Origin of the sequence: Xanthocytophaga flava (assembly GCF_030068545.1) — a bacterium.
GTDB lineage: Bacteria > Bacteroidota > Bacteroidia > Cytophagales > 172606-1 > Xanthocytophaga > Xanthocytophaga flava.
This window is the reverse complement of the sequence record NZ_JASJOR010000009.1, coordinates 182,881-197,978: the sequence shown is the minus strand read 5'-3', so window position 1 is coordinate 197,978 and position 15,098 is coordinate 182,881. Positions and strand designations below refer to the sequence as shown.

12 protein-coding genes are annotated in these 15,098 nt (G+C 39.3%); 6 read left to right on the top strand and 6 right to left on the bottom strand.

All coding sequences use genetic code 11. From position 1 onward, the window contains the following. Window positions 1–28: 28 nt before the first annotated feature. The 6 genes from QNI15_RS15365 to purB all read left to right on the top strand — a co-directional run bounded on the left by QNI15_RS15365 (window position 29) and on the right by purB (window position 7,290). Window positions 29–2,176: an alpha-amylase family protein gene (locus QNI15_RS15365; RefSeq protein WP_314032436.1), complete on the top strand. Its 2,148-nt coding sequence runs from the start codon at window positions 29–31 to the stop codon at window positions 2,174–2,176. Between the two features lie 127 nt (window positions 2,177–2,303). Next, entirely contained in the window at window positions 2,304–2,675 is a 372-nt protein-coding gene (locus tag QNI15_RS15360; protein ID WP_314003152.1) for a hypothetical protein, read from the top strand. Window positions 2,676–2,908: 233 nt separating this feature from the next. Continuing rightward, a complete protein-coding gene (locus QNI15_RS15355; protein ID WP_314032435.1) occupies window positions 2,909–3,577 on the top strand; it encodes an MbnP family protein in 669 nt (222 codons plus the stop codon). 5 nt (window positions 3,578–3,582) lie between these two features. After that, window positions 3,583–4,662 (top strand): cytochrome-c peroxidase, encoded by a 1,080-nt coding sequence (locus tag QNI15_RS15350; RefSeq protein WP_314032434.1) that lies wholly within the window; start codon window positions 3,583–3,585, stop codon window positions 4,660–4,662. A 298-nt stretch (window positions 4,663–4,960) separates the two neighbouring features. Continuing rightward, window positions 4,961–5,932, top strand: coding sequence for a polyprenyl synthetase family protein (locus QNI15_RS15345; protein WP_314032433.1), 972 nt, complete (start codon window positions 4,961–4,963; stop codon window positions 5,930–5,932). A 14-nt stretch (window positions 5,933–5,946) separates the two neighbouring features. Beyond that, window positions 5,947–7,290 (top strand): adenylosuccinate lyase, encoded by a 1,344-nt coding sequence (gene purB, locus QNI15_RS15340; protein WP_314032430.1) that lies wholly within the window; start codon window positions 5,947–5,949, stop codon window positions 7,288–7,290. 56 nt (window positions 7,291–7,346) lie between these two features. On the opposite strand, the gene QNI15_RS15335 is transcribed toward purB, so the two are convergent. The 6 genes from QNI15_RS15335 to thiL form a co-directional block, all read right to left on the bottom strand. Continuing rightward, window positions 7,347–8,750, bottom strand: coding sequence for a sensor histidine kinase (locus QNI15_RS15335; RefSeq protein WP_314032428.1), 1,404 nt, complete (start codon window positions 8,748–8,750; stop codon window positions 7,347–7,349). 50 nt (window positions 8,751–8,800) lie between these two features. Further along, window positions 8,801–9,478 carry a response regulator transcription factor gene (locus tag QNI15_RS15330; protein ID WP_314032426.1) on the bottom strand — a complete coding sequence of 226 codons (678 nt, stop codon included), beginning with the start codon at window positions 9,476–9,478 and terminating at the stop codon, window positions 8,801–8,803. Window positions 9,479–9,599: 121 nt separating this feature from the next. Further along, window positions 9,600–11,216 carry a SulP family inorganic anion transporter gene (locus QNI15_RS15325; protein ID WP_314032424.1) on the bottom strand — a complete coding sequence of 539 codons (1,617 nt, stop codon included), beginning with the start codon at window positions 11,214–11,216 and terminating at the stop codon, window positions 9,600–9,602. Window positions 11,217–11,388: 172 nt separating this feature from the next. Beyond that, a complete protein-coding gene (locus QNI15_RS15320; protein WP_314032422.1) occupies window positions 11,389–12,756 on the bottom strand; it encodes a hypothetical protein in 1,368 nt (455 codons plus the stop codon). Window positions 12,757–12,840: 84 nt separating this feature from the next. Continuing rightward, entirely contained in the window at window positions 12,841–13,785 is a 945-nt protein-coding gene (corA, locus tag QNI15_RS15315; RefSeq protein ID WP_314003170.1) for a magnesium/cobalt transporter CorA, read from the bottom strand. Window positions 13,786–13,996: 211 nt separating this feature from the next. Further along, window positions 13,997–15,028 (bottom strand): thiamine-phosphate kinase, encoded by a 1,032-nt coding sequence (thiL, locus tag QNI15_RS15310; RefSeq protein WP_314032420.1) that lies wholly within the window; start codon window positions 15,026–15,028, stop codon window positions 13,997–13,999. Between the last annotated feature and the right edge of the window lie 70 nt (window positions 15,029–15,098).

The following is a 15,098-nucleotide window of genomic DNA, read 5'->3' as shown; positions in this document are numbered from 1 at the left end:
TAGTAACTTGTCTGCAAACAGAGAAAACATGAAAGAAAGCAATCTATACATTCTGGTACTCTTATTTTTCATATGCATCAGTTGCACCCTTCCCAAAACTCATACATCCATTTTCCAACCAACAAACATTCAGTGGCCTGATACCCTTCCGTGGTGGAAGGCGAACAATCTGCGTGTCATTCAGACCAATCTTCCAGACTACGAAGCAGGCCTCAATATTGACTCACTGCTGTCTGCACTCACCTACTTCTCAGCTAATACTCTTCTGATCAATGCAGGGGGTATAATGGCATTCTATCCCACCAAACTACCCTTCCATTATACTAATCCCTATATGAAGGAGAATATGCTGGGGGATGTCATCACCAAATGTCATCGGGCAGGTATTCGGGTTATTGTTCGGTTTGACTTCAGCAGGGCGCATGAAAGCATATACAAAGTCCATCCGGACTGGTTCTATATCTCATCCAAAGGAGAACGCATGATAAACGACAACATGTATGTGGTCTCTATCAATGCGCCCTATGAACAGGAATGTCTGTTTAAAATCGTTGAGGAAGTGATGACACTCTATCCTATTGATGGCATTTTCATCAATATGCCTGGCTATCAGACACGCAATTCGTATATAAACAAGTATTATGGCATTGACCAGAATAACTATGACAAACAACGTTTTGCCCAATTCAGTGGAGGGATGAAATTACCAGTTACAGAAGACAAAAATGACCCTGTATTTCAGAAATACGAAGAGTTCAAGAAGTTCACAGCCGATGAAATTATCCAACGTCTGCATACATTAGTCAAATCAAAGAATAAACAGATTGCCATTTGTACCTATTCCGATAAGTATGTAGACATCATCCGGCATGAGTCACAGGCAACTTCCTCTATCCCCTACTGGCCATATACTGCTTCTGACAATGTGAACAATGCCCGAAATTCGTTTCCGAATCACACTATCAGCAATGCCAGTATACAGCAGATCTCCTTTCAATCCAGATACAATGCCATAGAACCTGAAGAAGTCGCCATACGATTATACGAAAATATAGCCAATGGCTCTGGCCTGGATATTAGCTTAATGGGCGATTTTCAGAATTATGAAGATGAACGCAACTACGACATTATCAAAGAAGTGTATGCGTTTCATAAAAAACACGAACTGTATTTTGGCAACTATACCTCCCCTGCCCAAATAGCCATTGTCGCCCCTGGAGCCTGGCCCTCTGGCGAACCAGCTCAGGAGTACAGAGGTATCCAGCTAATGCTCAAAGAAGCGCATATACAATATGACATCCTGGAAGATGCACAAGTGGGAGAACTGGAAGCAAGCTTACAAAAGTATCGGATTCTGATTCTTCCAGATATCATTCACCTCAATGAAAAATCATTGGCAGCCATCACTAAAGCTAGCCAGCAGGGAATGCATCTGATCGCCACCAACCGCTCTCTAACCGATCACCCAAAAACCCTGGAAAGTGTATTTGGCGTAATACCTGTCACAAACTATCCCGATGGCAGTGGTTATTACCTCGCTCCAGATAACAAAGAACTATTCAAACGCTTTACCCAGCAAAAGATGTTATTCTGGAAGTTTAATCTTGGACTATACACTATGGCAAAAGCTGACTCTGTATTTCTGCCTATTTTAACACCTGGACGCTCTGGCCCTCCGGAGATTATCGGAGGTCACCAACCTTCCGGCTATCATGCAATGGCAGTAAAAAAACACCCGGTCAGCAAAGTGGTTATTCTACCTATCAACCTGGGAAGATTGTATTATTTACATGGTTATGAACAACATAAAAATATCTTACTGGATGTGATCGACTATCTCTTTCCTGAAGCAAACCAACTCGTTCAAACCAATGCCCATCCACGTATCGAAACCATCTTACAAAAGTTTAGAAAGAATCTACCCGAAAATCTGACCAGACAGACCGAAGATGGATACATTCTTCATCTGGTCAACCTGACAGGGTTCAGTGGAAACACCTATTTTACACCATTGCCTGTTTATGGCCTTACATTCAAGGTAAAAACAGACTTTAAGCCTACTTCCTTATTTCTTTTATCATCTCATACAGCAATTCCCTTTACCTGGAACAATGGTTTTGTAACTTTTACGTTAGATAAAATGGAACAATTTTCCAGTGTTGTACTAGAGAAGTAGGATTATGGTTGCTAAAGGCCTTACGATATATAATCCCTTGTTTTAAATACTATTATTAAAACAATAAATGAGATAAAGATTGTGCTTTTCAGCACAGACAATATATTTGAGGCTCTATCACCCTTGCATGCTACGTAAACTACTCATACCACTTTTGCTGTTTTCACTAATGCTTCAGAGCTTTAGCCGGGTGGGTATAGTAGCCAGTTTTTATATCAATCAGAAAGTTATTGCAAACACTGTCTGTATTAACAAAACAAAGCCTTACCTGAAATGTAATGGAAAATGTTATCTGGCCAAGAAGTTAAAAAAGGCAGAGGAACAACATCAACGCAATACATCAGCCATTAAAAGACAATCGCTTATTCTTTTTTATACTCCTCTTTTTATCTATTCTACCTATCATTTTGCCACACAGTATACAAGATCGGTAGTCATGTATTACCTGCTTACAGTTTGTGGTTCCTACACCTTTGATGTATTTCAACCACCTCAATAAAATCAGGTAAAGATTATCTTCCAACCACACCCGCTTATACACAAAACTCCAACAAACAGTATAATCTGCACTATAGATTGTCTGTTATTACAAAAACATTTAGTATACCTCTTACAGTTATTTTTATGAAAACCTGTTTCTTTTCCAGGTTCAGCAAAGGTTTGGTCCTTAGTATATCTATACTTTGCCTGATCAGCTGTAACCATACTGACGACGTTACCCCTACCGGACAAGTGAAATTTCAATTCACACATGTGGTAGGTTCATTACCTCTTGCTCTGAATGCTACACAATACACCAATGCAGCAGGAGAATCCTTTTATGTGAAAACTTTCAAATACTACATCTCCAATATTAAATTTATTCGTGCAGACGGTTCTCAATATGCACAACCTGAAAGCTATTACCTGGTTAATGAAGGAGACTCTGCCAGCAAAACATTCACTATACCGAATGTTCCGATTGGTACCTATACGGGTGTCAATTTTATGATTGGAGTAGATAGTACACGCAATGTATCAGGAGCCCAGACAGGGGCATTGGATGCCTTAAATGATATGTTCTGGTCCTGGAAGACAGGCTATATCTTTGTCAAAATGGAAGGGACCTCTCCATCTTCCACAGCCAGTGGCAACCGGATCGAATACCATATTGGCGGATTTCAGAATCCAAACAATATCCGCACAGCAACATTCTCATTAGGCAATAATAAATTGTACATCAAAAGTGATAGTACCTCTTCCATCCACTTTCAGACGGATGTAGGACAACTATTTCAAACACCTAATTTGATTAAGTTTGCAGAAACACCGGCACTTATGACAGAACCTAAAACAGCAGATATAGCAGACAACTATAGTGATATGTTTTCCATTGTTTCTATTCAGACCGGAAACCCTTAATCCCTATGAAAATCACCATACATACCCTACTCCGCCTGACCATATTTGTAGTGTCTGTATCTATTCTGTTTTTCAGTGGATGCAACGGCAAATCATCTGTTGACCCTTCCAAAGAATTTAGCCTGGAGGTGCCATCTAATTTTCCTGCTCCGGTTTTTACCTTTTCAGATACTCCTATTACTGAAGAAGGTTTTGAACTGGGTAGATTATTATTCTATGAGCCACGTCTTTCCAGTACAGGTGCCATTGCCTGTGGCACCTGCCACCGGCAGACCTTTGCTTTTGCAGATCATGGACATGATGTGAGTCATGGGGTACATGATAGGCTGGGGAGCCGCAATGCACCTGCTATTCAGAATCTGGCCTTTCAACCTGAGTTTTTCTGGGATGGCGGAGTAAATCACATTGAACTGATTCCACTGAATGCGATTCAGAATACACAGGAAATGGACGAGTCCTTAGCAAACATATTGACAAAGCTGAATAACAATCCTACCTATAAACAGAAGTTTAAGGAAGTTTTTAACACAGACTCTATTACTTCCCAGCTTGTGTTTCGGGCAATGGCTCAGTTTACAGGTATGCTTATCTCTTCCAATTCACGCTATGATCACTATGTGCGGGGAGAAAATAACGTTCAGCTAACGGACACAGAAAAAGCTGGCTTACAGTTATTTCAACAGAAATGTGCTACCTGCCATGCAACAGATTTGTTTACAGACCACTCCTATCGAAATAACGGACTGGATGAAACACCGGCAGATCACGGACGGGAACTGATTACTAACAACGCGTCAGACAGAGGTAAATTTAAAGTTCCCTCTCTTCGCAATGTAGAACGTACATCTCCGTATATGCACGATGGACGGTTCACTACTTTGGAACAAGTGTTAAATCATTACACATCTGGTGTAAAACGGTCAGCTACATTGGATGCAGCTCTGATTTCAGGAGATGCAGTAGGTATTCCATTAACCGCTACCGAACAAAGCAATCTGATTGCCTTTCTGAGAACCCTGACAGACAATACATTTGTTACAGACAAACGATTTATTGATCCACTGGGAACCTCTAATCAGAATTAAAAACTCATCGCGACTAAAGAATACAGAAAAGTTTAGTTCAGAAAGCCAGCGATTACCAACCAATACCTATCTCTCACGGGATAGGTATTTTACTTTCCTAGCCATGCGTTAATATGTATTTCTGGCACAATAAATTCATATGAAAAGTTAAAATATGTAGGAGCGAAAATTTTCTTTCAAATAATTTTAAAACTTCAATCTTCCTCAAACCTTTTAACCCAACAAATCGTTACCTTTGCGAGAGAAATCAATAATTTGAAAACACCAGTCTTTCGTGTAGATTGCAGGCCGAATCCAAATGGCAGACATTAAAACCATACAAGCCCCGATTACAGCCGAAATGGAGCTTTTTGAGCTCAAGTTTCGTTCGTTCATGAAAAGCAATGTGATGTTGCTTGATCAGATCATGAATTATATTGTTAAACGAAAAGGGAAACAACTTCGCCCTATGTTCGTTTTTCTCACAGCCAAAACCTGTGGAGAGGTTACGGAGTCTACCTACCGTGGAGCAGGTTTGATAGAGCTTCTTCATACAGCATCTCTGGTTCATGATGATGTAGTAGACGACTCCAATTACCGCAGAGGGTTCTTTTCAGTGAATGCACTCTGGAAAAACAAGATAGCTGTTCTGGTAGGAGATGTATTACTTTCCCGGGGCATGTTACTGGCAGTAGACAACAAAGATTATGAACTGTTGCGCATTGTATCACAGGCAGTACGGGAAATGAGTGAGGGAGAGTTGCTACAACTGGAGAAAGCACGTCGGCTGGATATTAATGAAGAGATCTATTATGAAGTAATACGCCAGAAAACAGCTTCCCTGATTGCAGCGTGTTGTGCGGTAGGTGCCAGTTCGGTGGATGCAGATGAATCTACAGTTGAGAAAGCCCGCATATTCGGAGAAAAAGTAGGTATTGCCTTTCAGATCAAGGATGATCTTTTTGATTATGGCACTCAGGAAGTTGGAAAGCCATTGGGCATAGATATCAAAGAAAAGAAAATGACACTTCCTCTTATTTATGCCCTAAGTAAGGCAACCTGGTTTAAGAAGCGGGAGATTATTTATATGATCAAGAATCAAAGCCATAAGTCTAAAAAAGTAGCGGAAGTTATTGAATTTGTCAAACAAAGTGGAGGTATAGAGTATGCAACGCAGGTAATGCAGAGGTACCAGACCGAAGCACTTAACATCTTGCATACATTACCCGATTCTGAGAACCGCCAGGCACTGGAACAACTAGTACGATACACCATTGAACGAACCAAATAACTAATTATAATTGCATGAGCTCATTTCAATTGAATGCTATATCTCCTATTGATGGACGTTACGCCAATCAGACTGCCTCTCTAAAACCATTTTTCTCAGAAGCAGCTCTGATGCGGTACCGGGTACGAATCGAAATAGAGTATTTTATTGCATTGTGTGAATTACCTCTCCCCCAGTTAGCTGATTTCCCTAAAGATACCTACACTTTGTTGCGTAATGTATATCTCAACTTTAGTGAAGCAGATGCCATACGCATCAAGGAAATAGAAAAAGAAACCAATCATGATGTCAAGGCTGTAGAATACTTTATCAAAGGCAAATTAGCGGGTTTAGATGTTTCCAAGTATGAAGAGTTCATTCACTTTGGCCTTACCTCTCAGGATATTAATAATACGGCTATCCCTCTTCTGTTAAAGGAAGCAATCCAGCAGGAAGTAAAGAAACAGATTTTTGAGATCCTTCATACCTTGTATGCCTTGGCAGAAGACTGGAATACAATCCCTATGCTGGCACGTACACATGGTCAACCAGCGTCCCCTACCCGCCTTGGCAAAGAAGTACTTGTCTTCTGTGAACGTCTTGAAAAACAAATTATAGCATTGGATAATGTGCCCTATGCGGCCAAATTTGGTGGAGCGACAGGTAATTTCAATGCACATGCAACTGCCTATCCTGAAATTGACTGGCTGAAGTTTGCAGATAAATTTGTGAATCAGACTCTGGGATTACAACGTAGCCGATATACAACTCAAATCGAGCATTATGACTTTATGGCAGCTCTATGTGATACGTTGAAACGTATCAATACGATTCTGATTGACCTGGCTCGTGATTTCTGGCAGTATATTTCTATGGAGTATTTTACTCAGGAAATCAAGGCTGGAGAGGTGGGTTCTTCTGCTATGCCACATAAGGTCAACCCGATTGATTTTGAAAATGCAGAAGGTAATCTGGGATTTGCGAATGCTATCTATGAACACCTGGCAGCCAAATTACCTATCTCCCGTTTACAACGCGATCTTACAGATTCAACAGTACTTCGGAATATTGGACTGCCTATCGCACACTCGGTAGTGGCTTATTTATCACTACGTCGAGGCTTAGGTAAGATTGAAGTAAATGAGAAAGCTATACGTTCTGATTTACAGGATAACTGGGCAGTAGTAGCAGAAGGAATCCAAACAATTTTACGTCGGGAAGGGTATCCTAAACCATATGAAGCGCTAAAAGCATTAACACGAAATAATGAGAAAATTACTCAGGAGAGTATACATGCATTCATAGATCAGCTCACTGTTCAGGATAGTATCAAAAAAGAGCTAAAGGGATTGACGCCTTTTAATTATGTAGGCATTTAATTTCTTGTAAAGTACAGGTAAAAGAAAAAGCGCTGTCTTCCAACAGCGCTTTTTCTTTATTTATCTATTTCCTTTTTCACAGGTTCTTTCCGAAATAAGGTTATAATAAAAGTAGTTCCTTCATTTACCACTGAAAACACCTGAATCCGTCCCTGATGTATTTCTATTATCTTAGCAGTAAGAGGAAGTCCTAATCCGTGTCCGGAGATATTATTGGCATTTTTAGATCGAAAGAAAGGCTCAAAAATATAAGGTATCTCTGCCTCCGGAATTCCAATCCCTTTATCTGTAAATTGCAGCATGATTTTATCCTCCTGAAAGAATATTTTAATAGATACTGTATGATCAGGAGAAAACTTGCAGGCATTTTCCATAATGTTAATAAAGGCATTTTTCAATAACCGTTCATTAACCACTAACTCAAAATACTCTTCTTCTTCTGGTGGTTCTGCAAAATCCAGTATTACATCATAGTCAGGCTTTTTTCGTAACAAATCTGCTTCTGCCTGCAATACTATCTCATCAATCCGTTTCTTTTCGAATGGTAAGGTGGTCAGATCTGAGCTTGCATGTGCCAGATCCAGTAACTCATTCGTAAGATCCGTCATTCCAGTTACATCTTCATAGAGAGATTTCAGCAATTTCACATACTCCTGATTAGCTCTTTCATGCAGTAGGGTTACCTCTATCTGACCACGCATAACAGTCAGGGGTGTACGCAATTCATGAGAGGCATTGGCAACAAAACTTTTCTGAATATAAAAAGATTCCTGTAGCCGGTCTAGCATTCGGTTGAATGTCTGTGCTAACTGTGCAATTTCGTCTTTGTCATTTTCAGTTTGTACCCGCCGTTTATCCAACGTTGTAGAGTCAATCTGTTCAACCTGAAATATAACATCCGCAATAGGCTCTAGTGCATTTCCGGCAAAAACCCAACCGGCAAATACAATTACTAATACTCCCACAAACCAGCCAACAGACAAAATAGTAATCAGGAAGTTTTGCTTGCTTAATCCATATTGATCTATAGCAGAGACAACAACAATGAGATTTTTTTCTTTTTCCGGATAATATTTATACAAGGATTCCACCTCCCCTTTTCTCCGTTTAATTTCCTTATCCCTGGCATTGTAGATCTGACTTAAAATATGAGGATCGATAGGTTCCGGATACGGATGATTATAATAGATCAGATTGTTTTTATCATCAAAGACCGTTACCTTTTCTTCAAACAAGACAACCTTATCCTGTTCATCTATTAATTTGAGTGTCTGAGGAGTAATTTTCTGATTGGACTCATATAACAACCTGGCTGTAGTAATAGCCTTCTCTCTCAGACGCTCATAGAACTCACGTTCTCTGTAATCAGCAGAAAAATAGTAAATACCAACAGAGAATACCAGCAATAAAGAAGCTACAATAACAGCAAAAAGGTAGGCTATTCGGGTCCGGATCTTCATACATCTTTAACAAACTGGTGTTATACTACTTTCAAAAAACAAAACCAGCCTTACTCTTCTCTAAGAATATATCCCATACCCACTACCGTATGAATTAGTTTAGGGTCAAAATCTTTATCAATTTTTTTTCTCAGAAAATTCACATATACATCAATCACATTAGTACCCGTATCAAAGGTGATTTCCCATACCTTTTCAGCAATATCCACTCTGGAAACAACCTTACCTTTGTTTCGGATAAAGTATTCCAGCAAACCAAACTCCTTTGCGGTCAGGTCGATCTTTTTCCCTCCCCGTTTCACACTTTTATCATCTGTATTGAGTTCAAGATCAGCAACTCTGAGAATATTACTAGAACTCCCTGCATCTGTACTACGCTTGTATAATGCTTTAATACGAGCCAGCAATTCTCTAAACTCAAATGGTTTGACCATATAATCATCTACTCCGGCATCAAAGCCAGTGAGCTTATCATCAGTAGTTCCAAAGGCGGTAAGCATGAGTATAGGAGTCCTCAAATGATTATTTCGCAAATTCTTACATAACTCAAACCCATTAATCTGTGGTAGGTTCACATCCATAATGATTACGTCATAGGAAGTGCTTAGAGCCATTTTTTGCCCAATAAACCCATCAAAAGCTATTTCTACATCATATGTTTGTTCTTCCAGTCCTTTTTGGATAAAAGAGGCCACTTTGGGTTCATCTTCAATTACAAGTATTTTCATAGAGAGGTCTTAGGCTAATCAGGGTCAAAATAAAAAAAACTTTCTTCAAAGAAGAAAGTTTTTTTGGGTCTTGCTTCAAAAGGGTACTGTACATTTAAATTTTTTAGATGAAATATTTTAGTTAGCCCATATGCATACGTGCTATATTTACTTTACGATGAGTAGAAGAATCTGTATGTCCTAATGATTGTAATTCTTCCAGGCCAATGATAGAAAATTGACCGCCTCCAGCCTGAAAATCTCTCCCTAAAGCCTCCAGATTAGCAATCACTGTATGATCAGCCAGAGTCACTCCGGATAAATCAACAATTACATCATTTGTGGTTGGAATCTGATCGATTTCCTTTTTAATACTCAGATAATTGCTAAATGTGGCAGAGCCTGACAATCTAATCTCATGACGGGTACCGTGATTGGAGTGAACAATTTGAGCTTTGAAAATATTTTTAGGCTGTGTTTTTCCTAAAAAAAGGTTTAGGAAAAGTTTGATTGCACTACCTGCCAATACACCTATGAGCAAGCCTTCTACCATCGTAACTATAATTGTTGCCAGGAAAACAACCAATTGCTGCCAGCCAATTTCATACATATGGCGAAATTCTTTGGGAGAGGCCAGGCGATAGCCTATAAAGATCAACATTGCAGCCAATGCCGCATTAGGGATCATTTCAATAACCGGAGTAGCTAACAAGACAAATACAAGCAATGACAAACCATGAAAAAAATTAGCCCAACGAGTTTTGGCTCCATTATTTACGTTGGCAGCACTACGGGTCACCTCCGATATTATGGGCAATCCTCCCAGCAAACCAGATACAACATTTCCGATCCCAATTGCCAGAATATCTTTGTCAATATCAGACTTTCTATGATATGGATCCAATCCATCTATTGCCTTGACAGTCAAAACAGACTCTATTGTAGAAACAAAACAAAACAGGATTACATATTTTATAAACACTCCCGTCATCTGAATCCCTGAAAAATCCACATTCGGGCTCAAACTATCTATCAGACTTCCAACTTTTACAAGAGAAAACCCGGGTTGAGTATTTTTAAAATCCATACTGATTGCCATTGGAATGCTTACCAGCAACACAATAAGAGGAGCAGGTATTCTTTTAATTATTTTGTTCTGGATCAATGGCATTCCAAACATGATCAGTAAACTTATAATACCAATCATGGCAATAGAAGTGTTCATTTCCAGTAAACTGGTAGGTATACGCTCTAATAAAGCAATCGAACTTAATCCTTCCAGATCTTTAGGATCAGCACCTAGTAGGGTGTGAATCTGTTTGGCAAAAATCGTGATACCCACAGCAGCCAGCATACCATGAATAGCTGATACTGGAATAAAATCAGAATACTTACCAAGTTTAAGAAAACCTAAGACAACCTGTATCATTCCTGCCACAACGATTGCACCTAAAGCCAAATGCCATCCATGTTCTCCTCCTCCAAATTCAGTTACGGCACCAGTACAAATTACAATCAACCCAGCAGCAGGCCCCTTGATTGTAAGAGGAGAGCCAGCAAATATACTTACCACAACACCTCCTATTATGGCTGTAATCACACCATATATTGGAGGAAAATCACTTGCCTTTGCAATACCAAGACTTAGAGGCAATGCCAGTAGAAACACCAAAAACCCTGATAAAACATCAGAGTTGACGTTCTCTTGCAATCCACCCAAACCATCTTTGGGCATCACAACAGGCTCTGATCTTTTCATTGTTTGCTGGCGCATTTCAACCTAATAGTATTTGTAAGGGTTCTTCTGCTATCTACATTACAAATGTGCTTTTGTACTATTAAACTCGAATTAAATACAGATTAAAAATCAATTAAAAATAAATAGCTCCAGCTTGTAACAAGCTGGAGCTATTTATTTCCTCACTTTTATATTAGATAAAAATCTGATACTGAAGCAATACGGTCCCTTTACGATCACTAGTCTGTACATTTCCATTTGAATCAGTCTGATAAGTTGGGCGATTCTGATAGTCAAGAGAAATTTTGGAATTATGTCCTTTAATCAACCAGTTCAATCCAACATCAATTACATCCATTGACTTACCATTCAATCTATCATAACTGGCATGCATCCAAGTCGCATAAGGCATCAGTTGACCATGTTTCTCTCCAAGAAAACTGGTTGGCAACAGGTATCCCAATTGGCTGTAAAATACTTTACCAGTTCCAAACATAGGGAATGCATTACCATACGTTCCACCTGCTCCCGAAACAGCATTCGTGGCATTACTGCTAGTAGCAGGATTCATAATCCCATTGAAACGCAAATAATTAGGGCCATAATTGGTATTAAAGAAACCTGCATAAACAGATAAAGCAGTACCTTTTCCTTTATTTACAGGCATATCCAGAAATGACTCCACACTCCACAAAAGCATTTTAGTATAGGTTGTATCTCCATTACTTTCTGCATACCACATAGCATTAGGCTGTGTAATAATACCTGCAGCTATATTAAATATCTTCTTCTTCCCCAGATAAGTTCCTGTCATATACCCTGGGGTGGTATGTGACTCATGTTCAAAGAACTGATACATCAGGTAGGACTGAAACTGATGAGAGTGTCCTTTCTGCGCAAATGTCGCATTAGCAGTAGGCTTGGAGGCTACAGATCCATTACTCAAGACAGGAAACGGATCACTAATAGTTACACGATAATCAAATTTCCCAATCTGACCACGAGCATATATACTCAGTTTACGAGAAAACTGATCTATCTGATCAACGGTAGCCTGTGCAAAGACTGGTACATCCAAAGTCATGATACTGCTTACGCTAGGCTGGGAAAAGCGGGAAAGGCCATTCACAATTGTCAGCCCTCCTCCTAACTTCAACTGATTTCCTTTTGTAACCTTATACTCCCCAACCGCATCATGAAAGAAAGGTGCATTCTTACGATTAAGTCCACCTGAAGAATTATAATTATACTGTGAGTTAAAGTTGTTTTGCCCAAACTGAAAATACACAAACACATTATCTGTTATTTGTCCAAACATTTGAATACGGGTACGGCGCAAACCAATATCAAACGTATTTGACTTGGCCATACCATCTACCATTGTTCCAGGGTTACTCTGATTCCATCTCACCCAGGTTTGATTTAAAAAAGTGACCTGAAAAAAATGAGAGCCACTTTCATTCAGATTAAACTTTAAGGCGTCTTTCTCTTTGGGAGCAACAGAAGGATTAGCAGGTGGTGTAACATGTGTAGTATCCTGAGCACTAACATAGTGTAACATAGTTAATACCCAAGCCACTAATAGAAAAGCTTTTTTCATCTGATAGCTGATTATTTTCAGGTAAAGGTATAAGTACCCAGGGAATTAAATCCAGCGTTTTCGGCGAAAAAAGTACAGGATTAAGGCAGAGGATAAAATCATTAAGAGCAAAGCAAAATAAAAGCCCCACTCCTTTCCAGTTGTAGGTAAAATCTGATAGTTCATTCCAAAAATACCTGCAATCAATGTTGGAGGCAGAAAGACTATCGTAAAGACAGTAAATATCTTGATGATCTGGTTTTGCTCCAGATTAATCAATCCGGTAATGGTATCCTGAAGATACTCCAGTCGTTCAAAATTAAAAGTAGCATACTCCAGCAGAGAAGATATATCCTTTAAAATGATGCGTAATCGTTCTTTATGATAGTCTGAAAATAACGCACTACGCAATACAGCAGACATTACACGTTGTTTGTCAATGGTACTCTCTCTAACCATCATGGCATATTCCAGTAATTCACTGATCTTCAAGACGTAGTTTTCATTAGGCTTTTTTTCCAAATTCAGTTTTTTACTCATTACCGTAATTTCCCTGGAAATACCTTCCAGTAAATCAGCATCCGATTCAATCCGGGTTTCCAGTAAGGTCAGGAATACATCATCCCCTGTAGAAAACATTTCGGCATTTACCTTCATTTTCCGAACCGTATCTGCAAAAGTTTTGGAGTCTCCTGTTCGGTATGTAAACAAAATGTTGTTTCGCAACATAAAGGAAACCGGGTACAAGTGATAGCCGTTATGATCAGGCTGTAGAAAGTTAGAATTGGCATTAATGGTGCTATTCTGTTCAAAATAACGGGCACTACTCTCGATTTCAACAATCTCCTGAGGTGTCTGAAAACTAACGTTAAACTTTGTCTCGATCCATTCTTCATCATCACGAGTTGCCCCCTGCAGATCAATCCAAAGAACATTTTCCAGGTGACTCAACTCCCGCAGATCCATCTCTTTCTGAATATACTTTCCCTGTTTATAAAAAATACGCACCATAACAATTTCTGTTTAAGGCCATAAATTACAATGCCTTCCGAAAAATCCGACCATTCAAAAGAAAAAACACCTTATCACAAATCTTTTTTGAAACAATACATACACAAAGGAGCCCTTTCTTTTCTCAAGAAAGGGCTATAATACTTTTAAGATAAATTTTATGTAAGCAATTCTTTCGGTCTGATCATACACTGATATCAAATCCGGTCTATTAGAAATGAGTCCACCCCTGAGCCTGAAGGGCAATCCGATTACCAGATTTTGTCACCAGTTCGTTGCCCTTTGCAGCTTCCTGTATGTACCCAATAAGGGAAATGTCTGCATGATTTTTTATCTTTTCGTAGTCAGACTGTTGTATGGTAAACAATAATTCATAATCTTCACCCCCATTCAACGCACAAACAATCGGATCAAGCTTTAGCTCTATTGCAGTATCGTAAGCAGTAGCATCAATAGGAATTTTATCCTCAAACAAGGCAACTCCCACATTGGACTGTTTACAAATATGCAGAATATCTGAAGCTACACCATCGGAAACATCAATCATAGCTGTAGGGACAATACCCATTTCACGCAGTTCATGAATAATATCCATGCGGGCAGAAGGGCGTAACTGGCGTTGCAAAATGTATTCCCTACCTGTTAACTCTGGCTGCATGGAAGGGTCTTGCATATATACCTGTTTCTCTCGCTCCAGAACTTGCAATCCAAGATAGGCAGCCCCCAGATCACCTGTTACACAAACAATATCAGTAGGTTTGGCAGTATTGCGATACACGACCTTATCATGTTCTGTTACACCTACAACAGATATTGAAATAACCAATCCAGAACGGGAAGATGTGGTGTCACCTCCAATCAGATCTACTTTAAAGGTATCACAGGCAGCTTTTACACCTTCATAAAAGGCGTCTATAGCTTCTACAGAAAATCTATTACTTACAGCCAATCCTATTACAATCTGTTTGGGAATACCATACATGGCAGCAATATCCGAGACATTTACAGCAACAGCTTTGAAACCCAAATGAGGTAATGGCGTATAACTAAGATCAAAATGTACACCTTCTACTAACATATCTGTAGAAAGAAGTGTGTAATGAGTTGCATCCTGCGCAATTACAGCGGCATCGTCGCCTATGCCTTTAATGGACTCAGGATTTTGCAATGAGAAACGTGAGTTTATGTGATTTATTAGTCCAAACTCGCCTAAGGAAGCGAGTTCTGTACGTGTTGTATCCATAAAAAATAAAATCAGTAGTAGGTAAATCTTTACAAACAATTAACAAAGCAACAAAAATAATGCTCATTTA

Excerpts from the sequence above, each read along its gene's own strand:
- QNI15_RS15320 (WP_314032422.1), bottom strand. The coding sequence starts at position 12,756 with ATGTTACACTATGTTAGTGCTCAGGATACTACACATGTTACACCACCT.
- thiL (WP_314032420.1), bottom strand. The coding sequence starts at position 15,028 with ATGGATACAACACGTACAGAACTCGCTTCCTTAGGCGAGTTTGGACTA.
- QNI15_RS15325 (WP_314032424.1), bottom strand. The coding sequence starts at position 11,216 with ATGAAAAGATCAGAGCCTGTTGTGATGCCCAAAGATGGTTTGGGTGGA.
- QNI15_RS15365 (WP_314032436.1), top strand. The coding sequence starts at position 29 with ATGAAAGAAAGCAATCTATACATTCTGGTACTCTTATTTTTCATATGC.
- QNI15_RS15360 (WP_314003152.1), top strand. The coding sequence starts at position 2,304 with ATGCTACGTAAACTACTCATACCACTTTTGCTGTTTTCACTAATGCTT.
- QNI15_RS15350 (WP_314032434.1), top strand. The coding sequence starts at position 3,583 with ATGAAAATCACCATACATACCCTACTCCGCCTGACCATATTTGTAGTG.
- QNI15_RS15345 (WP_314032433.1), top strand. The coding sequence starts at position 4,961 with ATGGCAGACATTAAAACCATACAAGCCCCGATTACAGCCGAAATGGAG.
- purB (WP_314032430.1), top strand. The coding sequence starts at position 5,947 with ATGAGCTCATTTCAATTGAATGCTATATCTCCTATTGATGGACGTTAC.
- QNI15_RS15335 (WP_314032428.1), bottom strand. The coding sequence starts at position 8,750 with ATGAAGATCCGGACCCGAATAGCCTACCTTTTTGCTGTTATTGTAGCT.
- QNI15_RS15330 (WP_314032426.1), bottom strand. The coding sequence starts at position 9,478 with ATGAAAATACTTGTAATTGAAGATGAACCCAAAGTGGCCTCTTTTATC.
- corA (WP_314003170.1), bottom strand. The coding sequence starts at position 13,785 with ATGGTGCGTATTTTTTATAAACAGGGAAAGTATATTCAGAAAGAGATG.